The sequence below is a fragment of the Streptomyces sp. NPDC059895 genome (genome assembly GCF_042731035.1).
In the GTDB taxonomy this organism is placed as follows: domain Bacteria; phylum Actinomycetota; class Actinomycetes; order Streptomycetales; family Streptomycetaceae; genus Streptomyces.
The window spans coordinates 168,632-192,438 of sequence record NZ_JBHWKO010000015.1; the positions used below are offsets into that span (position 1 = coordinate 168,632).

A 23,807-nucleotide genomic window follows, 5' to 3' on the forward strand; every position below is an offset into this window, starting at 1 on the left:
CACCACGCCCGCCTTCCTCCCGCCCCCCAGCCCACCCCCAGACCCGCCACCCCCGCGCCCCCCCGGCGGGCGGCCCCCCCGCCCCCCCCCCCGCGGCCGCCCCCCGTCCGACCGCCCGGGGACGACCGTCCAGTGACGACCGCCCGGGGAACGGCCGCCCGGGGAACGGCCGTGCACCGTCCGGCCCCACCCGGCAACGGCCGTCCCTGAACGCTCGTCCAGCGACGTCACGACCAGGCCGCGACCACGTATCCGACGCCGTACGGCGCGTCCTCGTACAGCAGTGTGCCCGCGAGGTCCGTGCCCTCGGCCGCGCCCGCGAGCACCTGCCAGGGGGCCCGGCCCGCGGCCTTCAGCTCGCGTGCCAGTCCGGCGTCGAGCGCCATGAGCGCGGGGAGGTCCGCGGCGCCGAGGGCCCGCGCGACCTCCGCGTCGAAGGGCGCCGCGCGTTCGTCGAGGTAGCCCGGCGCCTTCAGCGTGCGGCACGCGCTGGCGTCGCCCAGCACCAGCAGCGCGGTCCGCCCCGGGTGGGCGCCGATCTCCCGGCCGGTCCCGGCGCACCGTTCGGGTGCGAGCTGCGGCGCCACGCCGAGTCCCTCGACCGGGATCTTCGGCCACCCGTGCCGCGTCAGCAGCCAGGCGCCGACGGCGAGCGAGGACGGCAGCTCGCGCTCGGCCACCGGCTCCCCGCTGCCGCGTCCGAGCCGTACGGCGAGATCCACGCCGAATCCCCGGAACGAGCCCCGTGTGCCCTCCGTATAGGTGCCCCGATCCGACTCGTCGGCGGGTCCGACGACCAGGAGCCGGTCCGGCCGTGCCGCGGCGAGCACGCCGAGCGCGTCGGAGCAGGCGGCGCGCGCGGCGTCCAGCTCGGGTGCGGCACCCGCGGCGACCTCGGGCACGAGCAGGGGCGGGCAGGGGCAGACAGCGGCGGCGACAAGCATGACCGGCAGCGTAGTCCCCGCCCGTCGTCACCCCGCGATCAGTACGTCCGGACGGTCGGCCGTACGTCGGTGAGCCGGCCGTGCCGTGTCCACCTGCCGTGCGGCCGTGCCTGCCGTGTCCGCCCCGGGGGCGGGCGCGCACGCCCCCGTCAGTCGCAGCCGCAGCCGCTGCCGGTGGCCACCGGGAGCGGGGCGGGGGTGCCGACGCGGGGCAGGCCGAGCATGACGCCCGCCGGCTTGGCCGCCTTCTCCGCGGTGCGCTTCTCCCAGGCGTCCCCCGCGCGGGTGCGGCGCACGCCGAGGACGGCGCCCTCGGCGAGGAGGTGGTGCGGGGCGGCGTAGGTGACCTCGACGGTGACCACGTCGCCGGGGCGCACCTCCTTCTCCGGCTTGGTGAAGTGGACCAGGCGGTTGTCGGGGGCCCGCCCGGAGAGGCGGTGGGTGGCGCCGTCCTTGCGGCCCTCGCCCTCGGCGACCATCAGCTCCAGGGTGCGGCCGACCTGCTTCTTGTTCTCCTCCCAGGAGATCTCCTCCTGGAGGGCGACGAGACGCTCGTAGCGCGCCTGGACGACCGCCTTGGGGATCTGGTTCTCCATGGTCGCGGCGGGGGTGCCGGGACGCTTGGAGTACTGGAAGGTGAACGCCTGGGAGAAGCGGGCCTCGCGCACGACGTGCAGGGTCTGCTCGAAGTCCTCCTCGGTCTCGCCGGGGAAGCCCACGATGATGTCGGTGGTGATCGCCGCGTGCGGGATGGCGGCGCGGACCTTCTCGATGATCCCGAGGTAGCGCTCCTGGCGGTAGGAGCGGCGCATCGCCTTCAGGACGGTGTCCGAGCCGGACTGGAGCGGCATGTGCAGCTGCGGCATCACGTTGGGCGTCTCCGCCATGGCGGCGATCACGTCGTCGGTGAAGTCGCGCGGGTGCGGGGAGGTGAAGCGGACGCGTTCCAGGCCGTCGATGGTCCCGCAGGCGCGCAGCAGCTTGCTGAAGGCCTCGCGGTCGCCGATGTCGGAGCCGTACGCGTTGACGTTCTGGCCGAGGAGGGTGATCTCGCAGACGCCCTCGGCGACCAGGGCCTCCACCTCGGCGAGGATGTCGCCGGGGCGGCGGTCCTTCTCCTTGCCGCGCAGCGCCGGCACGATGCAGAAGGTGCAGGTGTTGTTGCAGCCGACGGAGATCGAGACCCAGGCGGCGTACGCGCTCTCGCGGCGGGTCGGCAGGGTCGACGGGAACGCCTCCAGCGACTCGGCGATCTCGACCTGCGCCTCCTCCTGCACGCGCGCGCGTTCCAGCAGGACCGGCAGCTTGCCGATGTTGTGGGTGCCGAAGACGACGTCCACCCAGGGCGCCTTCTTCACGATGGTGTCGCGGTCCTTCTGCGCGAGGCAGCCGCCGACCGCGATCTGCATGCCCGGCCGGCCCGCCTTCTTCGGCGCCAGCCGGCCGAGGTTGCCGTACAGCCGGTTGTCGGCGTTCTCGCGGACGGCGCAGGTGTTGAAGACGACGACGTCCGCGTCGCCGTCGGACCCCTCGGGGGCGCGGACGTAGCCGGCCTCCTCCAGCAGTCCGGACAACCGCTCGGAGTCGTGGACGTTCATCTGGCACCCGTAGGTGCGGATCTCGTAGCTCTTGGGTGCTGGAACGTCCACTGCCGGGCTCCGGTCGCTGCTGCTGGTCATGGCTCAAGGGTAGGCGGTCCCGGGGAGCGGGCCCGCTGCCGAGTGGGGACCCACGCGGTGCCCCCCTCGGCGTCCGGCCGGGCGTTCAGCGGCCGAGGGCGTCGACGGCGTCCTGGACGGCCGGGTGGAGGGGGAACAGCTCGTCGAGTCCCGCGATCCGGAAGAGCCGGTCCAGGGCGGGGGTCAGCCCCGCGACCGAGAAGGTCACGCCCGCCGCCTCGGCGCGGTGGAAGGCCCTGATGATCTCGGTCAGTCCGGTGGAGTCGCAGTAGTCCAGGCCAGACAGATCGGCGACGACCCCCGTGCCCGGGCTCCGCAGCACCTCGTCCACGGCCAGGCGCAGCCCGGGGCCCGTGTAGTGGTCCAGATCACCGGTGACGCGCAGCACCACGGGACCCGCGGAGTCGGACTGCGGGGTGATCTCCACGGCCAGCGGGCCCTCTGCCTCAGTCACCCTGTCTCCTGCCCGGCCGCCGCGATGGGGTACGCCGGGGGGGGGGCGGGTCCGGCGGCCGGGGTGCCGGCGCACGGTCCGGGACCGTGTGTCCCCGATTCCCTGCGGATCGGCCTTCCCCCTTGACGCGCACCGGGTTCCCCGACCGGCTGGATTACTCTATCGGTCGTCAACAGCCCGTACAGAGCCTCGCCGAGATCACCGGCAGCACGACCTCCGGGGGCGCGGTGACGGTACGGGCACGGGCCGGAGCGAGGAGGCCGTCGGCCGGGCGGAGAGGCGGTGTCGCTCTCCGCCGGCGGCGGACGCGGAGGTGCGGCGGTCCGTCGGCGGCGGACGCGGAGGTGCGGCGGTCCGTCGTGTGCCGGCCGGGGCGCGGTCGGCGTCCCCGCGCGGTCGGTACGGCGAGGGTGCCGGGGGTGGACCGGCAGAACGGGAGGGTGTCGCGTGGCGCGTTCGGACGACGCTGTGCCCAGGCCGCCGTCGGCGGCCGGAGGCGATGTGTTCGCCGCAGACCGGGAGGTCGGCGCGGATCTCGCCCGGGTGGACTGGGCGGCCACCCCCCTCGGCCCGCCCGGCGGATGGCCGCAGAGCCTGCGGACGGCGGTGAGCATCCTGCTCTCCTCCCGGTTCCCGATGTGGATGGCCTGGGGCGAGCGGCTGACGTTCTTCTGCAACGCCGCCTACCGGCGCGACACGCTGGGGAGCAAGTACCCGTGGGCGCTGGGTCGTCCGGCGAACGAGGTGTGGGCGGAGATCTGGGACGACATCGGCCCGCGCATCGACTCGGTGCTCGGCACGGGTGAGGCCACCTGGGACGAGGGGCTGCTGCTGTTCCTGGAGCGGTCCGGCTACCCCGAGGAGACCTACCACACGTTCTCCTACAGCCCGTTGCGGGACGACGCCGGTGACGTGGTCGGCATGCTGTGCGTGGTCAGCGAGGACACCGAACGGGTGATCGGCGAGCGGCGGATGGCCACGCTGCGGGACCTGGGGTCCGACCCGAGCGTCATCCGCACCGAGCAGGAGGTGCTGGCCTTCGTCGACCGGCAACTGGCCCGCAACCGGCAGGACCTGCCCTTCACCCTGACCTATCTGTTCGACGAGGGGGCCGCCCGGCTCGCCGGTGCGGCCGGTGTCCCGGCCGGCCACCCGGCCGCACCGGCGGTCCTCGCCGCCGACGCCCCGGACGCGGTGTGGCCGGTCGCGGCCCTGACCGAGGGCGGGACGAGGCTCGTGCCGCTCGCCGGCGATGCGTTCGCCGACCTGCCCCGCGGTGACTGGCCCGAACCGCCCGTACAGGCGCTCGTGGTCCCGCTGATCCAGCAGGGCGGCACGCCCTACGGCTTCCTGGTGGCGGCGCTCAACCGCTACCGCGAACTGGACGCGGGCTACCGCAGCTTCGTCGAGCTGACCGCGGGTCACATCGCGTCCGGCATCGGCAGCGCCCGCAGCTACGAGGCGCAGCAGCGGCGGGCGGAGGAGCTGGCCGAGCTGGACCGGGCGAAGACCGCCTTCTTCTCCAACATCAGCCATGAGTTCCGCACCCCGCTGACGCTGATCATGGGGCCGGTCGAGGAGCTGCGCGGCCGGCTCGCCGACGCGGCCGACGCGCAGGTGCGGCAGGAACTCGACGTCGTCCACCGCAACGGGCTGCGGCTGGGCAAGCTGGTCAACACGCTGCTGGACTTCTCCCGCATAGAGGCCGGCCGGATGCAGGCCCGGTACGAGCCGGTCGACCTGGCCGCCGTGACGGCCGAGCTGGCCAGCGTCTTCCGCTCGGCGGTCGAGAAGGCCGGGCTGGCCTACGACGTCGACTGCCGGTCGCCGGCCGAGCCGGTGTACCTCGACCGCGGCATGTGGGAGAAGGTGGTCCTCAACCTCCTCAGCAACGCCCTGAAGTTCACCTTCGACGGCGGGATCCGGGTGAGCGTGCGGGGTGAGGACGGGCAGGCCGTGGTCACCGTGGCCGACAGCGGCACGGGGGTGCCGGAGGCGGAGATGCCGCGGCTGTTCGAGCGGTTCCACCGCATCGAGAACGCCCGCTCCCGTTCGAACGAGGGCAGCGGCATCGGGCTGGCCCTGGTGCAGGAGCTGGTGGGGCTGCACGGCGGCACCATAACCGCCGAGAGCACCGAGGGTGCGGGCACCCGCTTCACCATCCGGCTGCCGTTCGGCAGGGCCCATCTGCCCGCCGAGTCGGTGGTGCCGGAGGCGGACGGTGCCACCGGATCCGGTACCGCCGAAGCAGGCACCGCCGGAACCGGTACCGCCGACTCCGGTACCACCAGAACCGGTACCGCCGACTCCGGTACCACCGAAACCGGTACCGCCGACTCCGGTACTACGCAAGCCGGTACCACCGAAACCGGTACCACCGATTCCGGCACCACCGACTCCCGTACCGCCGCGCCGTATGTGCAGGAGGCGCTGCGCTGGCTGCCCGGCCAGGACTCCGGCACGCACTCCGGCGGACCGGCCGGCGGCACCGCGGCGGAGGCCGGGGAAGGCTCCGGCGCGCCGCGGGCCGCGGGGCAGGGGGCCCGGGTCCGGGTGCTGGTCGCCGACGACAACGCGGACATGCGCGAGTACCTGACGCGGATGCTCGCCGGGGCGGGCTACGACGTCACCCCCGCCGGCGACGGTCTCGAGGCGTTCCGGTCCGTCCGCCGCGACGCCCCCGATCTCGTCGTCAGCGACGTGATGATGCCGGGTCTGGACGGCCTGGGGCTGGTGGAGAGGCTGCGCGCCGATCCGCGCACGGCCTCCGTGCCCGTGCTGCTGCTGTCGGCCCGGGCCGGGCAGGAGGCGTCGATCGAGGGTCTGCGGGCGGGCGCGGACGACTACCTGGTCAAGCCGTTCGCCGCCGCGGAGCTCCTCGCCCGGGTGCGGGCCAACGTCGAACTGGCGCGGCTGCGCACCCATCACGCCCGCTGGCGGACGGCGCTCGTCGACTCCCTCCAGGAGGCGTTCTTCGTCTGCGACGAGGCCGGGGCCGTCGTGGAGATCAACAGCGCGTTCACCGACATCCTCGGCTACGGTCCCGAGGGCGTGCCGTACCCGCCGGTCCACCCGTGGTGGCCGGACGCCGACGCCGATCCCGAGGCGCACCGGCGGACCCGGGAGGCGTTCGCCGGGCTGCTGGAACGCGCCCGGGGCTCCTACACCGTCCCGGTCAGCCACCGCGACGGCCACCGGCTGTGGGTGACGGTCACCTTCGCCCGGGTCGAGGACCCCGACTCCGGGAGCGGCGTCATCGTCGGCACCTTCCGCGACGTCACCGCCGAGCACTACGCCGTCCAGCGCGAGACGGCCCTGGCCGCGCTGAGCACCTCCCTGTCGCTGGCGTCCAGTCTGCCGGAGGCCCTGTCGGGTGCCCTGGAGGAGCTGAAGGGCCTGTGGCGGGCCCGGCATGTCGTGGCCGCGGTCTTCGGCAAGGGGGCCGTACCGGCGCTGACGGCGACGGACCCGCCACGGCGGTGGGAGGAGCTGCCGGCCGCGCGGCGGGAGGCGCTGGCCGCTCTGCGCGACCGGACCCCGCTCACCCCGGTCGCCGAGGGCACCGGGGCCGGCGTCCTGCTGGAACACCCCGACGGCCCGCTGGCCCTCTGGGTCGACCTGGGCGAACACCGGCCCTTCACCCGGGAGGACCACCTGCTGCTGTCGCTGCTGGCCGGCCACCTCGCGCAGGGGCTGGTGCGGGCGCACCAGATCGACCAGCAGCGGGAGACCGCGATCGCCCTTCAGCGCGCCATCCTCGGGCCGTCCCGGCTCCCCGACGGCTTCGCCGTCCGCTACGAGCCCGCGACCCGGCCCCTGGAGGTGGGCGGCGACTGGTACGACACCGTCACGCTGCCGGACGGACGGATCGGCATCGTCGTCGGCGACTGCGTCGGGCGCGGTCTGGAGGCGGCGACCGTCATGGGCCAGCTGCGCAGCGCCTGCCGTGCCCTGATGCTCCAGTACTCCAGTCCCTCCCGGACGCTGATGGCCCTCGACCAGTTCGCCGCGGGCGTCACGGGCGCGATGTGCACCACCGTCTTCTGCGGCGTGCTCTCCCCCGAGACCGGGCTGCTGACCTACTCCAGCGCGGGGCATCCGCCGGGCATCCTCACCCACCCCGACGGCACCATCCGGCTCCTGGACGACGGGCGTTCCCTGCCCCTCGCCGTACGCCCGGGCCGGCCGCGTCCGGAGGGCGAGTGCACGCTGCCGGCGCGGGCCACGCTGCTGCTGTACACCGACGGGCTCGTCGAGCGCCGCCGGCGCTCGCTCAACGTCGGCATCGACCTGGCCGGCCGCGCGGTGCAGCAGGGCCGCAACGTGCCCGTCGACGAACTGGCCACGCGGGTGATGGCACAGCTCGCGCCGGCCGGAGGCTACGACGACGACGTCGCCCTGCTCCTCTACCGTCACCCGTCGCCGCTGGAGATGACCTTCCCGGCCGAGTCGTCGCAGCTCGCGCCGGTCCGCAAAACGTTGCGCGGCTGGCTCGCGCAGTGCGGCCTGTCCCCGAACACCGTGCAGAACGTCCTCGTGGCCGCCGGTGAGGCGTGTGCCAACGCCATCGAACACGGCCACCGGCACGCCCCGGGGGAGGCGGTGCGCCTGCGCGCCGAGGCCTTCGTCGACGACCTGCGTCTGACGGTCGCCGACAGCGGCCGGTGGAAGACCCCGCGGCCCGAGCTCAACCCCCACCGCGGCCGTGGTGTCTTGCTGATGCGCGCCATGATGCAGCACGTCACCATCACCCCCGGCCCGTCCGGCACCACCGTCGACATGCAGATGAGGATCGCCTGATGACCACCCCTCTGGTTCTCACCCCCGGCCGGGGTCCGGACGGCACCGCCCGGCTCGTGGCCGCCGGGGAGATCGACATGAGCAACATCGGTGCCCTGGCCGACGCCCTCGACGCGACCTCCGGCCCCCTCGTCCTGGACCTGACCGCGGTGGAGTACCTGGACAGCGCCGGGCTGAGCGTGCTCTTCGCGCACGCGGACCGCCTGGTGCTCATCGCCACCGAGCTGCTGGAGCCCGTCCTCACCGTCTCGGGTCTCGCCGGGCTGACCACCGTCCGGGGCCCGGACCCGGACGACGCGCCGCCGCGGTGACCGGTGACCGGGGGACGGTGGCCGGGGGACGGTGACCGGGGGACGGTGACCGGGAGACGGTGACGGGAGACGGTGACCGGGAGACGGTGACCGGGAGACGGTGACCGGGGGACAGTGGCCGGGGGACGGGCGCGGTCCGGTGCGGCCGTCGGCGCCGGACGCGCCGGGAGGGGCCGCCGCGCCGGTGAGGGTAGCCCGGGCGTCCTGGCAGTCGGACAGATGTTCCGTTTAGGGTGCTCGGGTTCCGGTACTGCTCGGGCAGTACCGCGAAGGACGAGGAGAACGCGATGACGGAGCAGGCTCCGGCGGTCGGCCCGGCGCCCGGGCGGCTCCCGCGGCCCGCGCCGGACGCCCGGGACGAGCTCCTCTCGGCCGCGGCCCCCGCCGACGAAGGCGCCACCGCCACCACCCCCACCCCCGCCCCCGCCCACACCACCGCAGCGCCCCCGCACCTCGGCCAGGAGTGATGACCGCGTGACCGACACCCTCCAGGTGACCGTCCAGCACCTCGACGAACACCTCGCCGTCCTCGCCGTCACCGGAGACGTCGACCTGCACACGGCCCCGGCGCTGCGTTCGCGCGCGCTGGCCCTCCTCGAAGGGGGCACCGTACATCTCGTCCTGGACCTGGCGTGGGTCGACTTCTTCGACTCCACCGGTCTCAGCACGCTCATCGGGCTGTGGCACGCGGCCGAGGGGGCGGGCGGCTCGCTCGGCCTGGCCGCGGTTCCCGACCGTCTGGAGCGCATGATCACCATGACCGGTCTCTCCCTGATCCTGCCGGTCCACGCCACGGTGGCCGACGCGCTGGCCGGGCGGAGCGCCGACGGTTCGCCCGGCGGTGCGGACACCGGGGGCGGAACCTCCCTCTGACGCCCGCGCCGGGGCGTCGGTAGGCTGGTGGACCGCTGTGACGCTTCGGCCCGGTGCACCGGCAGGGGGAAGATGGTTCCGATGCGGGGTGCGTCCGTCTCCGCCGGCCGCGAGGCGGCCGCGGACCGGCATGTCGCCGTGGTGTTCTCCACCGACGCCGAGTGGGCCGGCCATCTCGTCGCCTTCGTCGGGAGGGGGCTGGACCGGGGCGAGCAGGTGCGGTACTTCGCGGACAGCACCGATCCCGGCCGGGTGCTGCGCACGCTCACCGACCACGGCGTGGACGCCCCGTCCGCCGTACGGCGCGGACAGCTGGTGGTGACGCCCGCCGCCGGGACGTGTCTGGCCGGCCCGCGCTTCGACCCCGACGCGATGATCGGCCTGTGGCACGGGGCCGTCGAGGCGGCAGCGGCACGGGGGCACCGGGGGCTGCGGGCGATCGGCGAGATGTCGTGGGGGGCCAGGGGCGTGGCCGGCGCCGAGCGCCTGATGGAGTACGAGCTGCGCATCCACCACGAGGTCATCGACCGCCTCCCCCTGACCGCGTGGTGCTTCTACGACCGGCGACTGCTCCCCCGCGACGATCCGCGGGTCCTGACGGCGGCACACCTGACCCGGCGGGGCACGGCCGGCGACGACCGCGCGCCGGGTCTGTCGGCCGCTCCCCTGACCGACCGGCCGGGCGTGCGGCTGTCCGGGTCGGCCGGGTACGAGGGCCGCCGTGTCACCGCCTCCGCGGCGGCCGCCCTCACCGCGTCCCCGGCGCGGGAGGTGACGCTGGACCTGTCGGATCTCGACCACCTCGACATCGCGGCGCTGGCCGGCATCGCCCGCGCGGCGGCACGGCGGACCTCCGGGACACCCGTGCGGGTCCTCGGTGCCCCGCCGGCCCTCACGCGCATGCTGGAGCTCTTCCCCGAGCTGGGCCGCGGCCTGGAGGTGGGCGACCGATGACGACGTACACCCGGGCGCCGTCCGAGCGGAGCCAGGACGTCGATTTCCGGCACCCGGCCTTCCTCTACACCTCGGAGGAGGACTACCTGGACGGCGTCGGGGAGTTCGCCCGCTCCGAGGCGATGCGTGGCCGTCCCCTGCTGGTCGCCGTGCCCGGCGGACGCCTGCGGCTGCTCCGGGAGGCGCTCGGCGCCGGTCTCCCGGAGGTGACCTGGGTCGACCTGCGGCAGGCCGGGCGCAACCCCGGGCGCATCCTGTCGCTGCTCCACGAGTTCGCCGACCGGCACGCGGGCCGGCGCCCGTCCCTCGTGGTCGAGCCGGTCTGGGTGGGGCGCACCCCGGCGGAGGCACGCGAGGCCGCCCGCCACGAGGCACTGGTCAACCTCGCCTTCGCCGACCGCCACGCCACCGTCCTGTGCCCCTACGACCGCGCGCTGCCCGAGCGGGTGCTGGCGCAGGCGCGCCGGACCCACCCGGCCGTCGGCCGGCCCGGCGCCTGCCGGCCCAGTCCGGACCACACCGACCCGTACGAGGTGTGCCGTGACTGCGACACCCCGCTGCCGGAACCCGAGGACGCGGTCGTGGTGCGCTTCGGCGAGAACGACCTGGCCGACGTGCGCGCCGCCGCCGGGGACTGGCCCGGGACGGCGGCCCTGTCACCGCGGCGCCGCACCGACTGGCTGCTGGCGGTCAACGAGGCGACCAGCAACTCGGTGCGCCACGGCGGCGGGCGGGGCACCCTGCGGCTGTGGCGCACGCCCGGCTTCCTCGTCGCCGAGACCCGGGACCGCGGCCGGGTGACCGACCCGCTCCTGGGCCGGCGCCGGCCCAGCGCCCTCTCCGCGGCCGGCGGCCGGGGCGTGTGGATGATGCACCAGCTCTGCGACCTGGTGGAGATCCGGACGCCGCCGTCCGGCCTGGTCGTCCGCCTGCACATGGCACTGGACTGACGGCGCGGCCGCGTCGGGGCGGCCGGCGCCGGTGGGTGCCGTCGGCGCGGCGGCCGCACCCCGCGGACCAGCCCGGCGACGTCACCTCCGGCCGCCGCCGGAGGCCGGCGACGCCGATGCCGTCGGGTGTCCGGGACTACTTCTCGAGGAACTCCAGGAGGTCCCGGTTGAACCTCTCCTTGTCGCCGGGAACCATCGCGATGCCGTGCGAGCCGCCCTCGTACACCTTCAGCTCGGCGTTCGGGACGATCCGCGCCGACCTGCGCCCGGTGGCGTCGATGGGCACGACCTGGTCGTCGTCGCCGTGCACGACGAGGGTGGGGACGTCGAACGCCTTGAGGTCGTCGGTGAAGTCCGTGTGGCCGAAGGCGTCGACGCAGCGGACACCGCCTTCGACGGTCTGCGCCATGGCCATGTACCAGAAGGCGTCCTTGTTTCCCTGCGTGGCCCTGCTGCCGGGCCGGCCGGCGGAGAAGAAGCCCTCCGCGGTGTCCTTCCAGAACTGCGAGCGCTCGTTCAGGATGCCCGCCTTGATCCCGTCGAGGACGTCCTGCGGAACACCCCCGGGGTTCGTGTCCGACTTCACCAGGACCGGTGGCACGGCGGACAGGAGGACGGCGGAGCGGATCCGGCCCGTGCCGTGGCGGCCGATGTAGCGCGCCAGCTCGCCGCCGCCCATGGAGTGGGCGACGAGCGTGACGTCGCGCAGATCGAGTGCGGTGAGGAGATCTCCGAGATCGTCCGCGAAGGTGTCGAAGTCGTAGCCGTCCCACACCGGGGTGGAACGCCCGTGTCCGCGGCGGTCGTGGGCGACGCCGCGGTAGCCCGCGTCGGCCACCGCCTTCAGCTGGTCGTGCCAGGCGTCGCCGTTGAGCGGCCATCCGTGGAGGAACACCACGGGACGCCCCTGGCCCCAGTCCTTGTAGAAGATCTCGACGCCGTCACGGGTGGTGCAGACGGGCATGGGCTCTCGTTCCTTTCCTCGGGCACGGATACCGGCCGCCGCCCCGCTCGGCGGACCGCATGGCGCCTGCGCGGTGCCGTGCCGGACGCCCCCACCCTTCGATGGTCCCGGTCCCTGTCGGGGGCGCAACCCGGGGCGTGGCCCGGGGCGGCGAGGAGCACTCAGGGGTCGATCAGACCCGCCCGAATGGCGTAGCGGGTGAGTTCGAGACGGTCGCGCATGCCCAGCTTCCGGAGGAGGTTGGCGCGGTGCCGCTCGACCGTCTTCGCGCTGATGAAGAGGAGCGCGCCGATCTCCTTCGACGTGTGGCCCTCGGCGACGAGTTTGAGGATCTCCTCCTCGCGTTCGGTGATGGGCCGCTCGGGCAGCCCGTCGACGCCGTGCCCCCGGTGCAGCCGCTCGAGATAGGAGCGTACGAGCGCCCGTTCCGCGCCCGGGTAGATGAAGGGCTCGTCGCGCATGACCGCCCGGCACGCCTCGACGAGGTCGCGGTCGGCGACCGACTTCAGGACGTAGCCGCCGGCGCCGGCCCGGAGCGCCTCGAAGAAGTACTGCTCGTTGTCGTACATCGTGAGGATGAGGATGCGCAGGTCGGGGAGGCGGCGGGAGAGTTCCCGGGCCGCCTGGAGCCCGGTGGTGCGGGGCATCGCGATGTCGAGGACGGCCAGGTCGACGTCGCCGGCCCGGGCCCGCTCGACGGCCTCGGCCCCGTCCCCGGCCTCGGCCACGACCGTCAGGTCGGGTTCGCCGTCGAGGATGAGCCGCACGCCCCGGCGCACCAGCGTGTGGTCGTCGGCGAGGAGCACCCGGACCGGCGGGGCGGCAGGAACCGGCGAGGCGGCAGGAACCGGCGAGGCAGAAGGAACGGATGGGGCAGAAGGAACGGATGGGGCAGGAGGGGCGGGCGGGGGCGACGGCCTGTCGGGGGTCACCGGCGGCCGCCAGGGGTGGCCGCGGGACGTTCACGCAGGGCGGCGGCCCGGCGCCCGCCCGCCCCACGGCCGACGGCCGCGACACCGCATCCCGTGTCCGCGGGCAGGTACCCCTCCGTGCCGGTTCCCCGGCCCTCCCCCGTGCCGATGCCCCGGCCCTCCCCCGTGCCGGTTCCCCGGCCCTCCCCCGTGCCGATGCCCCGGCCCTCCCCCGTGCCGATGCCCCGGCCCTCCCCCGTCCCGGCCCGCCCGATCCGCAGCCGTACGTCCGTCCCGCCGTCCGCGCCGGACGTCAGGGTGAGCGTGGCTCCGACCAGCAGGGCCCGTTCGCGCATGCCGCGGATGCCGGCGCCCTCGGCCGCGGGGCCGAGACCGGTGCCGTTGTCCCGGACGAGGAGTTCCACGCCGCCGGCGACCGGGCGGAGGCTGAGGTCGGCGCGGTCGGCGCCGGAGTGCCGGGCGGTGTTGGTGAGGGCTTCCTGGGCGACGCGGTACAGCACCAGTTCCGTCTCCTCGGTCAGCGGGGGCAGGCCGCCCGGCAGGTCGCGCCGGACCGTCAGCCCGTGGGTGGTGAACTCGGCCGCGAGAGAGCGCAGGGCGCTCGTCAGGCCGAGTTCGTCGAGGACGCCGGGGCGCAGGCGCCGGGCGATGCGGCGGATCTCGTCGAGGCCGGCGCGGGTGGCCTCCTGCGCCTGGCCCACCTCCTCGCGCAGTCCCTCGGGGACGCGGTCGGCGACGCGCTTGAGCTGGAGGAGGACGGCGGTGAGGGTCTGGCCGACCTCGTCGTGGAGTTCCCGGGCGATGCGGTGACGCTCGCGTTCCTGCGCGGACAGGGCCCGGGCGGCGCTGGTGGCGCGTTCGGCCTCCAGCCGGTCGAGCATGGCGTTGTAAGTCGTGATCAGTTCGGCCGTCTCCACCGGCCCGGAGACGACGGCCCGGGCGCCGGGGTGCAGCAGGTCGGCGCCGGCCATGGCCCGGCCCAGCCGCGCCAGCGGGGCCAGCCCGACGCGCAGCACGACCGCGTTGACGGCGAGCAGCGCGGCCAGGCCCGCCACCACGACGAGCACCTCGCCGGGCAGCACGGGCGTGGAGACGGTGATCGGCCCGAGGAGCAGCGCGGTGGCCACGACGAGGCCGGCGGCGTTGAGGGCGAAGATCCGCCAGAACAGCGACACGTGCGCGGTTCCTCCTCTCCCGGGCCCCGCCGTCCGCCGGGTCCTCGTCCATGGCACCGCCGTGACCAGCCTCTCCGTCCTGCACCGGCCCTGTCCATCCGTCGCGACACCCATGTCGCCACCGTACGGGGGGATGGCAGCATGGCTGCTCCGGGCACCCGTGGGCGGTCGGCCGCGACGGAACCCCGGCCCAGGGAACACGACCACACCGGCACCCCGTCGACCACGACGTCGACCCCCACTCTCACAAGGAGAAGAAACGTGTCTGCTCCGCGTCTTCGCACGACCCCGCTGCCAGGGATCGGCGTCCAGTACGACCTCGTGACGCGGGAGCGACGGCACCTGTCCGTGGTGGCGCACCGCGACGGCAACCGGACGGTGAGCGTGTACCGCGCCGACGACCCGGACTCCTGCGCCCAGTCCCTGCGGCTGACCGGCTCCGAGGCCGGCGCGCTGATCGACGCGCTCAAGCCCTCCCACCACAGCGCGAGCCTGCTGTACACCACGGACCTGGGGCTGGTCGCCGAGCGCGTCGAGGTGACCGCGACCTCGCGCTGGAACGGGCGGCTGCTGGGCGAGACCCGGATGCGCACGGAGACCGGCGCCTCGATCGTGGCGGTGCTGCGGCGGGCCGAGGCCATCCCGTCCCCGGCACCGGACTTCCGGCTGGCGGGCGGTGACACCCTCATCGTCATCGGCACCCGCGAGGGCGTGGACGCGGCCGCGGCGATACTCGGGCGGGGGTGAACCGGTGCACTCCTCCGCCGTCCTGCTGATCGAGTTCGGTTCCATCATCCTGGGCCTCGGCCTGCTCGGCCGGTTCGCGGCCCGTTTCCAGTTCTCGCCCATCCCCCTGTACCTGCTGGCCGGTCTGGCCTTCGGTGAGGGCGGGCTGCTGCCGCTCGGCGCGAGCGAGGAGTTCGTGGCCATCGGCGCCGAGATCGGCGTCATCCTGCTGCTGCTCATGCTCGGCCTGGAGTACACGGCGAGCGATCTGGTCTCCAACCTCAAGGCGCACTATCCGTCCGGTCTCGTGGACTGCGCCCTGAACGCCCTGCCGGGTGCGGCCGCCGCGCTGCTGCTCGGCTGGGGGCCGGTGGCCGCCGTGGTCCTCGCCGGCGTCACCTGGATCTCGTCGTCCGGGGTCATCGCCAAGGTGCTGGGCGACCTGGGCCGGGTCGGGAACCGGGAGACCCCGGTCATCCTCAGCGTCCTCGTGCTGGAGGACCTGGCGATGGCCGTCTACCTGCCGATCGTCACCGCGCTGGTGGCGGGGGTCGGGTTCGCGGCCGGCAGCGTCACCCTGGCGATCGCGCTCGGCGTCGCGGGTCTCGTGCTGTTCGCGGCGGTGCGCTACGGCCGGGTCATCTCCCGGTTCGTGTCGAGCGACGACCCGGAGAAACTGCTCCTCGTCGTCCTGGGTCTGACGATCCTGGTCGCCGGTGTGGCGCAGCAGCTCCAGGTGTCGGCGGCGGTGGGCGCCTTCCTGGTGGGCATCGCGCTGTCCGGGGAGGTCGCCGAGGGCGCGCACACGCTGCTGAGTCCGCTGCGGGACCTGTTCGCCGCCGTCTTCTTCGTCTTCTTCGGGCTGCACACGGATCCGGCGAGCATCCCGCCGGTGCTGCTGCCGGCCCTCGCGCTTGCCGTCGTCACCGCCGCGACGAAGATCGCCACCGGTTACTGGGCGGCCCGGCGCGCCGGGATCTCGGTCCGGGGCCGCTGGCGCGCGGGCGGGGCGCTGGTGGCGCGCGGCGAGTTCTCGATCGTCATCGCCGGGCTGGCGGTCACCGCCGGCATCGAGCCCTCGCTGGGCCCGCTGGCCACGGCGTACGTCCTGATCCTGGTCGTCGTTGGACCGCTCACCGCCCGCTACACGGAACCGCTGGCGACGTGGTGGACACGACGCCGGGGCACGCCCCAGGGCCCGGCCCGGCCGCCGGCCGAGGTAGGGGCCGGGTCACGCGTGGGGGACTGAGCGGACGGCCCGCCAGTCCGGACGCCAGGGGGCCGACGCCGGGCGGGCCGATTCAAGGCGGGCCGGCTCCGGGCGGGCCGGCTCCGGCACCCGCGGTGGGCGGTGTACGCGCCCACCGCAGGTGGCACGGTACGCGCCGCGTCCCCCGCCCCCGCCCCTCAGCCCGCCCCGCCCGGCTCCCACCCCTGGCGCCGCAGCACCGCCGACACGTCCGGGGCCTCGTAGTGCTCGCCCTTGAGGACCTTGCCGTCGGCGCGGCGGGCGATCCGGCCGTCGGGGCCCCGCTTGGTCATGTTGGAACGGTGGATCTCGGCTATCACCGCGTCGAGGTCGATGCCGTGCACCAGGGCCGTCCCGTAGGCGACGTAGACCACGTCGGCCAGTTCGTGCGCCAGCCGGTCCAGCGGGCCGCTCACCGACACCTCGGCGACCTCGGCGGCCTCCTCGGCGAGCAGCTCCCCGCGGTGCGCGGCGAGCCGGGGCGACACCTCGGTGGGCGTACTGCGGACGTCGAGCCCACAGGCTCGGTGGAACGCACGGACCAGGTCGGCGGGCGAGGAACTCATGCACCGACTGTAACGACTCCCACTGACACCCCCGCCCCCGACCGCTGACACCCCGCCCCCGACCACTGACACGCCCGCCCAGGCCCCGGCCCGCCGCGGTGTACGAGCCCCGCCCTGGTCAGTCCCCGTCCCGGCCTGGCAGGATCGCGCGCATGTCCAAGGTGTTCCCCCGTACCGGCAGGCGCCGGGCCCTCCAGGGCGCGGCCGCCGGCGCCGTCGTGCTCGGGCTGCTGCTGTGGTGGCTGCTGCCCCTGGGCGAGGATCCGCCGAGCGGATCGATCACCTTCAGCACGGGCACGACGAGCGGCGTCTACTACGAGTACGGCAGCCGTCTGCGCACCGAGCTCGCCGAGGACATGCCCCGCCTGGACGTGAACCTGACGACGAGCAACGGATCGCAGGAGAACGTCGCGCGCGTGGCGGAGGGCCACGCGGACTTCACCATCGCCGCGGCCGACGCGGTCGCCACGTACGAGGCGCAGCACCCCGGCTCGGCCGCCCGGCTGCGCGGTGTGGCCCGGCTGTACGACGACTACGTGCAGCTCGTCGTGCCGCGCGACTCGGACGTCCGGTCCGTCTCCGACCTGAAGGGGAAGACGGTCGCGACGGGTCTGCCCCGCTCGGGTGTGCGGCTGATCGCCAACCGGGTGCTCAAGGCGGCGGGGCTGGACCCGGCGAAGGACCTCAGTGCGGTGTCGGAGGGCATCGACACCGGGCCGGAGCAGCTGAAGCAGGGCACGATCGACGCGTTCTTCTGGTCCGGCGGGGTGCCGACGGCCGGGCTGGAGAAGCTGGCGGACGGATTCAGCTTCCGGTTCGTGCCGATCGACGCCGGGCTGGTCGCCAAGATGCACGAGGAGGACGACACCACGGGCTACTACCGGGCCACCAACATGCCCGAGTCGGCCTACCCCACCATCCAGAACGGCGCCACCGTGGCGACGATCGCGGTGTCCAACCTGCTGATGACCCGCACGGACACCGATGCCCGGCTCACCGAGTGGCTGACCCGGACCGTGATCAAGAGCCGGGACGGCATCGGGGCGCACGTCCACTCCGCCCAGCTGGTCGACCTGCGCACCGCCATCTACACCGACCCGCTCCCCCTGCACGAGGGCGCACGACGCTACTACCGGTCCGTCAAGCCGTAGGCGGAGCCCCTCCCTCTCCTCGATGCCGTGGACGCACCGGGTCTGCCGTGGACGGATCCGGCCCCCGGCCGGCTCAGGCCAGGGGCCGCGACCGCGGCACCGACACCGTCACCCGCAGCCCGGTGGGCTCGTGGCGGTCGTACGACAGCGATCCGCCGCCGGCCGCGAGCAGGGCCCGGGAGATGGACAGGCCGAGGCCGGAGCCCTTGATGTTCTGGTGGCGGCCGCTGCGCCAGAAGCGGTCGCCGACGCGCGCGAGTTCCTCGTCGGTCAGACCGGGGCCGTTGTCCGTGACGACGACGGTGGAGGTCTCGCCGTCGGCCGCGACCGCCACCTCCACGCTCTCGCCCTCCGGGGTGAACTTGACCGCGTTGTCGATCACCGCGTCCAGGGCGCTGGACAGGGTGACCGGGTCGGCCCAGGCCGTGGTGGGCGGGCAGTCGCCCAGCAGGCGGACGCCCTTGGCCCCGGCCGTGGGCGCCCAGGCCGCGACGCGCTCGGCGGCCAGCGCGCCGATGTCGGTGACCCGCAGGTCGGCCTCGGTGTGCTCGGCCAGGGCGAGGTCGAGCAGGTCGTCCAGGACCTGGGCGAGGCGCTTCCCCTCGTTCTGGACGGAGGCGATCTCCTCGTTGCCCTCCGGGAGTTCGTAGGCGAGCAGTTCGATGCGCAGCAGCAGCGCCGCGAGCGGGTTGCGCAACTGGTGGGAGGCGTCGGCGACGAAGGCGCGCTGCTGCTCCAGCACGTCCTCGACGTTGTCCGCCATCTCGTTGAACGCCCGGGCCAGGCGTCTGAGTTCCGGCGGGCCGCTGGCGACCGCGACCCGGGACTTCAGACGACCGCTGGCGACGGCGTGGGTGGTGGCGTCCAGGACGCGTACGGGCTTGAGCACCCAGCCGGTCAGCTGGAGGGCCGCTCCTATGGCGAGCAGCATCGCGGCGATCTCGCCCGCGCCGATCACCAGCCAGCCGTGCAGGATCCGCGACCGCATCGCGCCGGTGGGCGAGTCGGTCACGACGACGGCGACGACGTCACCGTCGCGGATCACCGGGGACGCCACCACCAGGCGGTTGCGCTGCCAGGGCCACACCTGCCGCGGGTCGTGGCTCCGGCGGCTGAGGAAGGCCTCCTCGTACGCGTCCCTCACCTCACCCGTCTCCGGGAGGTACCAGTCCCTCGGCGCATGGGCCATGGGGGTGTCGCTGCGGTAGAAGACACCGGCACGGATGCCGTAGACCTCGTAGTAGCTGGCCAGCTCGCGGCCGAGGGTCGCGCGCCGCTCGTCGTTGGACGTGGACGCCTCCCCGGAGCCGGCGGGCGGGGCGGTGACGAACTGGGCGAGGGCCGCGAACCGCGCGGTGTCGTCGATGCGGTCCACGACGACGTTCTGCTGCTGCGCGCCGGCCACGCTGACGGCCAGGGGCACGCCGAGCGCGAGCAGTACGGCCGCCATCAGCACGATGAGCAGCGGCAGGAGACGTGTGCGCAACGGTCCCCGCTACCCGGCCGGGGCGACGAGCCGGTAGCCGACGCCGCGTACGGTCTCGATCAGCGCGGGCATGCGCAGCTTGGCCCGCAGGGAGGCGACGTGCACCTCCAGGGTGCGTCCCGTCCCCTCCCAGCTGGTGCGCCACACCTCGCTGATGATCTGCTCCCGGCGGAAGACGACGCCGGGGCGCTGCGCGAGCAGGGCCAGGAGATCGAACTCCTTGCGGGTGAGCTGGACCACCGTCCCGTCCACGGTGACGCGCCGGGTGGGCAGCTCGATCCGTACCGTTCCGAGGCTCAGCGCGTCCTCGCCGGCCGCGGCCGGGTCCTCGGGGACGGTGCGCCGGCTGACGGCGTGGATCCGGGCGAGGAGTTCCCCGGTGTCGTAGGGCTTCACCACGTAGTCGTCTGCGCCGAGGTTGAGGCCGTGGATGCGCGAGCGCACGTCGGAGCGGGCCGTCACCATGATGACCGGGGTGGAGGTGCGCTTGCGGATCTTGCCGCAGACCTCGTAGCCGTCCTGGTCGGGCAGGCCGAGGTCGAGCAGGACGACCCCGAAGCCGGGGCCTTCCGGGACCAGCGCCCGGAGCGCCTCCTCGCCGCTGCGCGCGTGGGTGACGTCGAAACCGTGCCTTCTCAGGACCGCGGACAGCGCGGCGGCGACATGGTTGTCGTCCTCGACGAGCAGCAGCCTCATCCCGGCCCCCTTCGGTTCATCGGTCGTACGGTTCCGCCCTGTAGACCCGGTCGTACACCCGGGGCGGGCGGTTCCGCGCGTGACAGCGGTGCGCACCCCCGTGCGCACCATGGCAGTCACGCTGATGGACGAGGACGCCGTCAAGGGCGTTCCGGTTGCGCGCCGCTTCCGTTATGCGGCCGATATGCGCGCTGATCACCAGTGCTACGACACGTGTCCGATCGCTATCGGATCGTGATGCTCAGATTCCCCTCAGATGTAATGACGCTGGTCGAGACTGGTTACTACTGTCCTCCGAAACCGAGGAGGACGGAGCCTGAGAGCGATGACCGAAGTATCGGTGGCCAAGGAAGACACGGCCGCGCCCGGCGAACTGGTCGTCCTGAAGAGCGTCAACAAGCACTTCGGCGCGTTGCACGTTCTCCAGGACATCGACCTGACGATCGAGCGCGGTGAGGTCGTCGTGGTCATCGGACCCTCCGGGTCCGGGAAGTCCACGCTGTGCCGCACCATCAACCGCCTGGAGACGATCGACGCGGGGACGATCACCATCGACGGGAAGCCGCTGCCCCAGGAGGGCAAGGCGCTGGCCCGGCTGCGCGCCGACGTCGGCATGGTCTTCCAGTCCTTCAACCTGTTCGCGCACAAGACGGTGCTCGAGAACGTGATGCTGGGCCAGATCAAGGTCCGCAGGACCGACAGGAAGCAGGCCGCGGAGAGGGCCCGCGAGCTGCTGGACCGGGTCGGCGTGGGCACCCAGGCCGACAAGTACCCCGCGCAGCTCTCCGGCGGCCAGCAGCAGCGTGTCGCGATCGCGCGGGCGCTGGCCATGAATCCGAAGGTCATGCTCTTCGACGAGCCGACCTCCGCCCTGGACCCGGAGATGATCAACGAGGTGCTGGAGGTCATGCAGCAGCTCGCCCGGGACGGCATGACCATGATCGTCGTGACCCATGAGATGGGCTTCGCCCGGTCGGCCGCGAACCGCGTGGTGTTCATGGCGGACGGCCGCATCGTCGAACAGGCCGCGCCCGAGCAGTTCTTCAGCAATCCGCGCAGCGACCGCGCCAAGGACTTCCTGTCGAAGATCCTGCACCACTGACGCGCCCCGGCGCGCACCGACGACCTGCGTCACCCGCCTTTCGACGGCCCGTATCCCTTCACCACCCGAAGGCACCATCCAAAGGAAGTTCACCATGAAGCTTCGCAAGGTCACCGCCGCCTCGGCCGCCGTCCTCGCCCTCGCCCTGTCCGCCACCGCGTGCGGCGGCGACGACAAGGACGCCTCCGGCAGCGGCTCCGGCTCCAGCGGCGGCGAGAAGATCAAGATCGGTATCAAGTACGACCAGCCCGGTATCGGCCTGAAGGAGCCGGACGGTTCCTTCTCCGGGTTCGACGTCGACGTGGCGACGTACGTGGCCAAGGAGCTCGGCTACGACGCGGACCAGATCGAGTTCGTCGAGACCAAGAGCGCCGACCGCGAGAACGCGCTCGCCCGCGGCGACGTGAAGTTCATCGTGGCCTCGTACTCGATCAACGACGAGCGCAAGCAGAAGGTCGACTTCGCCGGCCCCTACCTGCTGGCCCACCAGGACCTGCTGGTCAAGTCCGACTCCAAGATCACCAAGGGTGCCGACCTCAACGGCAAGAACCTCTGTTCGGTGGCCGGCTCGACCTCGGCGCAGAACGTCAAGGACAAGATCGCCCCCAAGGCCAACCTGCGTCAGAACAGCGGCTACTCCGAGTGCGTCGCCGCCCTCCAGAGCGGCGCGGTCGACGCTCTGACCACGGACGACTCGATCCTCGCGGGCTACGCCGCCCAGGACAAGTACAAGGGCCAGTTCAAGCTGGTGGGCGAGAAGCTCAGCAACGAGAACTACGGCATCGGCGTCAAGAAGGGCGACACCGCCACCGTCGACAAGATCAACGCCGCGCTGGAGAAGATGGTCGGCGACAAGTCCTGGGAGAAGGCCGTCACCGAGAACTTCGGCCCGGCGAACTACCAGAACGAGCCGGCCCCGAAGATCGGCGTCATCGTCAAGTAAGGCGTCCTCCGCACGCCATGCGGCATCCGCTGCCGCAGGAATCCCGCGGCCTGCGTGGGGTTCCGCGGGGCGCGTCGCCGACCGTCGCGATCACGGCGGCGGCGCGCCACGCCCTCCACGTACGCCACACACCCGGAAGCGCGGGAGATCGTGTTCGACTTTCTTGAAGGCTACGACGTCCTCGCGGCGTTCTGGATGACGGTGAAACTGACCGTCTTCTCCGCCGTCGGCTCCCTGGTCTGGGGCACCCTGCTGGCCGCGATGCGGGTCAGCCCCGTCCCGCTGATGCGCGGGTTCGGCACCGCCTACGTCAACATCGTCCGGAACATCCCCCTGACGGTCATCATCGTGTTCACCTCGCTCGGCCTCGCCGACATCTTCGGCATGACGATGGGCGCGTCCGACGACTTCGAGCTCCAGGGCTTCCGGCTCGCGGTGCTCGGTCTGGTCGCGTACACCGCGGCCTTCGTCTGCGAGGCGATCCGTTCCGGCATCAACACCGTGCCGCTCGGCCAGGCCGAGGCGGCGCGTGCCATCGGGCTCGGCTTCAGCCAGACACTGCGGCTCATCGTGCTGCCGCAGGCGTTCCGCGCGGTCATCGGCCCGCTGGCCAACGTCCTGATCGCCCTGACCAAGAACACCACCGTGGCGGCCGCGATCAGCGTGGCCGAGGCGGCCTTCCTGATGAAGGAAATGATCGAGAACGAGGCCCAGACGCTGGCCATCGGCGCGGTCTTCGCCTTCGGGTTCGTGGTCCTTACCCTTCCCACCGGCCTGCTGCTCGGCTGGCTCGGCAAGCGACTGGCGGTGAAGCGATGACCTCCGTCCTCTACGACGCCCCCGGCCCCCGCGCCAAGCGGCGCAACGTCCTCCTCTCCGTCCTCTTCGTCGTCCTCCTCGCCCTGGCGCTGTGGTGGATCTGGCAGAGGATGGACGACAAGAATCAGCTCGAGTGGGCCCTGTGGGAGCCGTTCACCACCGCCCAGGCCTGGACCACGTACCTGCTGCCGGGCCTCGGTGACACCCTGAAGGCCGCGGCGCTCTCCATGGTCATCGCCCTCCCTCTGGGCGCGGTCTTCGGCATCGCCCGCATGTCCGACCACCGCTGGGTGCGTGTCCCGGCCGGCGCGGTGGTCGAGATCTTCCGGGCGATCCCGGTACTGCTGCTGATGCTGTTCGCCAACGAGTTCTACGTCCGCTCCACGGGCGTCAGCAGCGAGGACCGGCCCCTGTACGCCGTCGTCACCGGCCTGGTGCTGTACAACGCCTCGGTGCTCGCCGAGGTCGTCCGGGCCGGCATCCTCGCGCTGCCCAGGGGCCAGACGGAGGCCGCGTACGCGATCGGTCTGCGCAAGGGCCAGACGATGACCAGCATCCTGCTGCCGCAGGCGGTCACCGCGATGCTGCCGGCCATCGTCAGCCAGCTCGTGGTGATCGTGAAGGACACCGCGCTGGGCGGCGTGATGCTCGGGTTCACCGAGCTGCTGAACGCGCGCAGCACGCTGGCGGCCAACTACGCCAACGTCATCCCCAGCTTCATCGTCGTCGCGATCATCTTCATCGTCCTGAACTTCCTCCTCACCTCCTTCGCCTCCTGGCTGGAGGGCCGGCTGCGGCGCAGCAAGCGCGGTACGGGCGCCGTGCTCGGCGCGGAGGACGTCGACGACCTCAACGCGGCGGAGGTCGGCGGCCTCCACGGGGCGGGCCCGGTCGACAAGGCCTGACGCGCACTCAGGTGGTGTGACCTGTACGGAGGCAGTGGCGTGCTCGCCACTGCCTCCGTCGCTTGACGCAAGCAGCGGCAATGGGTTGCATACGTTCTGTGATCGTGCACCCTGCTCCAACCTCTTGT

The 23,807-nt window shown here is 73.2% G+C and carries 22 protein-coding genes and 1 pseudogene; 14 read left to right on the forward strand and 9 right to left on the reverse strand.

Features of this window, described 5'->3' with window-relative positions; all coding sequences use genetic code 11:
- Positions 1 to 227: 227 nt before the first annotated feature.
- From ACFV9M_RS19675 to ACFV9M_RS19685, 3 genes are all read right to left on the reverse strand, one after another.
- Complete coding sequence (locus ACFV9M_RS19675) at positions 228 to 944, reverse strand: class III extradiol dioxygenase subunit B-like domain-containing protein (protein ID WP_385064613.1); 717 nt, start codon at positions 942 to 944, stop codon at positions 228 to 230.
- A 149-nt stretch (positions 945 to 1,093) separates the two neighbouring features.
- The gene (miaB, locus tag ACFV9M_RS19680; protein WP_385064611.1) at positions 1,094 to 2,623 is read right to left on the reverse strand and encodes a tRNA (N6-isopentenyl adenosine(37)-C2)-methylthiotransferase MiaB; all 1,530 of its coding nucleotides are present in this window, start codon (positions 2,621 to 2,623) and stop codon (positions 1,094 to 1,096) included.
- A gap of 85 nt (positions 2,624 to 2,708) precedes the next feature.
- Positions 2,709 to 3,077, reverse strand: coding sequence for an STAS domain-containing protein (locus tag ACFV9M_RS19685; RefSeq protein WP_385064608.1), 369 nt, complete (start codon positions 3,075 to 3,077; stop codon positions 2,709 to 2,711).
- Positions 3,078 to 3,524: 447 nt separating this feature from the next.
- Here ACFV9M_RS19685 and ACFV9M_RS19690 point away from each other — a divergent pair, with 447 nt between their 5' ends.
- The 6 genes from ACFV9M_RS19690 (at position 3,525) to ACFV9M_RS19715 (ending at position 10,965) form a co-directional block, all read left to right on the forward strand.
- Positions 3,525 to 7,877 carry a SpoIIE family protein phosphatase gene (locus ACFV9M_RS19690; RefSeq protein ID WP_385064605.1) on the forward strand — a complete coding sequence of 1,451 codons (4,353 nt, stop codon included), beginning with the start codon at positions 3,525 to 3,527 and terminating at the stop codon, positions 7,875 to 7,877.
- Positions 7,877 to 8,188 carry an STAS domain-containing protein gene (locus tag ACFV9M_RS19695; RefSeq protein ID WP_385064602.1) on the forward strand — a complete coding sequence of 104 codons (312 nt, stop codon included), beginning with the start codon at positions 7,877 to 7,879 and terminating at the stop codon, positions 8,186 to 8,188. The genes ACFV9M_RS19690 and ACFV9M_RS19695 overlap by 1 nt, the downstream gene beginning before the upstream one ends.
- 287 nt (positions 8,189 to 8,475) lie before the next feature.
- On the forward strand, positions 8,476 to 8,655 hold the full coding sequence (locus tag ACFV9M_RS19700) for a hypothetical protein (RefSeq protein ID WP_385064600.1): 180 nt from the start codon (positions 8,476 to 8,478) through the stop codon (positions 8,653 to 8,655).
- Positions 8,656 to 8,662: 7 nt separating this feature from the next.
- Complete coding sequence (locus tag ACFV9M_RS19705) at positions 8,663 to 9,061, forward strand: STAS domain-containing protein (RefSeq protein ID WP_385064597.1); 399 nt, start codon at positions 8,663 to 8,665, stop codon at positions 9,059 to 9,061.
- An 81-nt stretch (positions 9,062 to 9,142) separates the two neighbouring features.
- On the forward strand, positions 9,143 to 10,015 hold the full coding sequence (locus tag ACFV9M_RS19710) for an MEDS domain-containing protein (protein ID WP_385064594.1): 873 nt from the start codon (positions 9,143 to 9,145) through the stop codon (positions 10,013 to 10,015).
- Positions 10,012 to 10,965: an anti-sigma factor RsbA family regulatory protein gene (locus tag ACFV9M_RS19715; RefSeq protein ID WP_385064592.1), complete on the forward strand. Its 954-nt coding sequence runs from the start codon at positions 10,012 to 10,014 to the stop codon at positions 10,963 to 10,965. Before ACFV9M_RS19710 ends, ACFV9M_RS19715 begins: the two co-directional genes overlap by 4 nt.
- 136 nt (positions 10,966 to 11,101) lie before the next feature.
- On the opposite strand, the gene ACFV9M_RS19720 is transcribed toward ACFV9M_RS19715, so the two are convergent.
- The 3 genes and pseudogenes from ACFV9M_RS19720 to ACFV9M_RS19730 form a co-directional block, all read right to left on the reverse strand.
- Positions 11,102 to 11,929: an alpha/beta fold hydrolase gene (locus tag ACFV9M_RS19720; protein ID WP_385064590.1), complete on the reverse strand. Its 828-nt coding sequence runs from the start codon at positions 11,927 to 11,929 to the stop codon at positions 11,102 to 11,104.
- A 161-nt stretch (positions 11,930 to 12,090) separates the two neighbouring features.
- Positions 12,091 to 12,861, reverse strand: a complete 771-nt coding sequence (locus ACFV9M_RS19725; protein ID WP_385064587.1) for a response regulator — start codon at positions 12,859 to 12,861, stop codon at positions 12,091 to 12,093.
- A 251-nt stretch (positions 12,862 to 13,112) separates the two neighbouring features.
- Positions 13,113 to 14,036 (reverse strand): annotated as a pseudogene (locus tag ACFV9M_RS19730) (histidine kinase); the annotation flags it as partial.
- A 261-nt stretch (positions 14,037 to 14,297) separates the two neighbouring features.
- On the opposite strand from ACFV9M_RS19730, the gene ACFV9M_RS19735 reads away from it, so the two are divergent.
- On the forward strand, positions 14,298 to 14,783 hold the full coding sequence (locus ACFV9M_RS19735; RefSeq protein WP_385064585.1) for a cation:proton antiporter regulatory subunit: 486 nt from the start codon (positions 14,298 to 14,300) through the stop codon (positions 14,781 to 14,783).
- A 4-nt stretch (positions 14,784 to 14,787) separates the two neighbouring features.
- On the forward strand, positions 14,788 to 16,011 hold the full coding sequence (locus ACFV9M_RS19740; RefSeq protein WP_385064583.1) for a cation:proton antiporter: 1,224 nt from the start codon (positions 14,788 to 14,790) through the stop codon (positions 16,009 to 16,011).
- Between the two features lie 158 nt (positions 16,012 to 16,169).
- Here the strand turns inward: ACFV9M_RS19740 and ACFV9M_RS19745 are convergent, their stop codons facing one another.
- The gene (locus ACFV9M_RS19745; RefSeq protein WP_385064580.1) at positions 16,170 to 16,577 is read right to left on the reverse strand and encodes a MazG nucleotide pyrophosphohydrolase domain-containing protein; all 408 of its coding nucleotides are present in this window, start codon (positions 16,575 to 16,577) and stop codon (positions 16,170 to 16,172) included.
- Between the two features lie 152 nt (positions 16,578 to 16,729).
- Here ACFV9M_RS19745 and ACFV9M_RS19750 point away from each other — a divergent pair, with 152 nt between their 5' ends.
- A complete protein-coding gene (locus ACFV9M_RS19750) occupies positions 16,730 to 17,728 on the forward strand; it encodes a TAXI family TRAP transporter solute-binding subunit (protein WP_385064577.1) in 999 nt (332 codons plus the stop codon).
- 73 nt (positions 17,729 to 17,801) lie between these two features.
- On the opposite strand, the gene ACFV9M_RS19755 is transcribed toward ACFV9M_RS19750, so the two are convergent.
- Positions 17,802 to 19,214: an ATP-binding protein gene (locus tag ACFV9M_RS19755; protein WP_385064575.1), complete on the reverse strand. Its 1,413-nt coding sequence runs from the start codon at positions 19,212 to 19,214 to the stop codon at positions 17,802 to 17,804.
- Between the two features lie 9 nt (positions 19,215 to 19,223).
- On the reverse strand, positions 19,224 to 19,910 hold the full coding sequence (locus ACFV9M_RS19760) for a response regulator transcription factor (protein ID WP_385064572.1): 687 nt from the start codon (positions 19,908 to 19,910) through the stop codon (positions 19,224 to 19,226).
- 109 nt (positions 19,911 to 20,019) lie between these two features.
- Here ACFV9M_RS19760 and ACFV9M_RS19765 point away from each other — a divergent pair, with 109 nt between their 5' ends.
- The 5 genes from ACFV9M_RS19765 to ACFV9M_RS19785 all read left to right on the forward strand — a co-directional run bounded on the left by ACFV9M_RS19765 (position 20,020) and on the right by ACFV9M_RS19785 (position 23,679).
- Positions 20,020 to 20,148 carry a hypothetical protein gene (locus tag ACFV9M_RS19765; protein ID WP_385064569.1) on the forward strand — a complete coding sequence of 43 codons (129 nt, stop codon included), beginning with the start codon at positions 20,020 to 20,022 and terminating at the stop codon, positions 20,146 to 20,148.
- An 87-nt stretch (positions 20,149 to 20,235) separates the two neighbouring features.
- Positions 20,236 to 21,012 (forward strand): amino acid ABC transporter ATP-binding protein, encoded by a 777-nt coding sequence (locus ACFV9M_RS19770; RefSeq protein ID WP_385064566.1) that lies wholly within the window; start codon positions 20,236 to 20,238, stop codon positions 21,010 to 21,012.
- Between the two features lie 94 nt (positions 21,013 to 21,106).
- On the forward strand, positions 21,107 to 21,955 hold the full coding sequence (locus ACFV9M_RS19775; RefSeq protein WP_385064563.1) for a glutamate ABC transporter substrate-binding protein: 849 nt from the start codon (positions 21,107 to 21,109) through the stop codon (positions 21,953 to 21,955).
- Between the two features lie 150 nt (positions 21,956 to 22,105).
- On the forward strand, positions 22,106 to 22,774 hold the full coding sequence (locus tag ACFV9M_RS19780; protein ID WP_385064561.1) for an amino acid ABC transporter permease: 669 nt from the start codon (positions 22,106 to 22,108) through the stop codon (positions 22,772 to 22,774).
- Entirely contained in the window at positions 22,771 to 23,679 is a 909-nt protein-coding gene (locus ACFV9M_RS19785) for an amino acid ABC transporter permease (protein ID WP_385064558.1), read from the forward strand. Before ACFV9M_RS19780 ends, ACFV9M_RS19785 begins: the two co-directional genes overlap by 4 nt.
- Positions 23,680 to 23,807 lie beyond the last annotated feature (128 nt).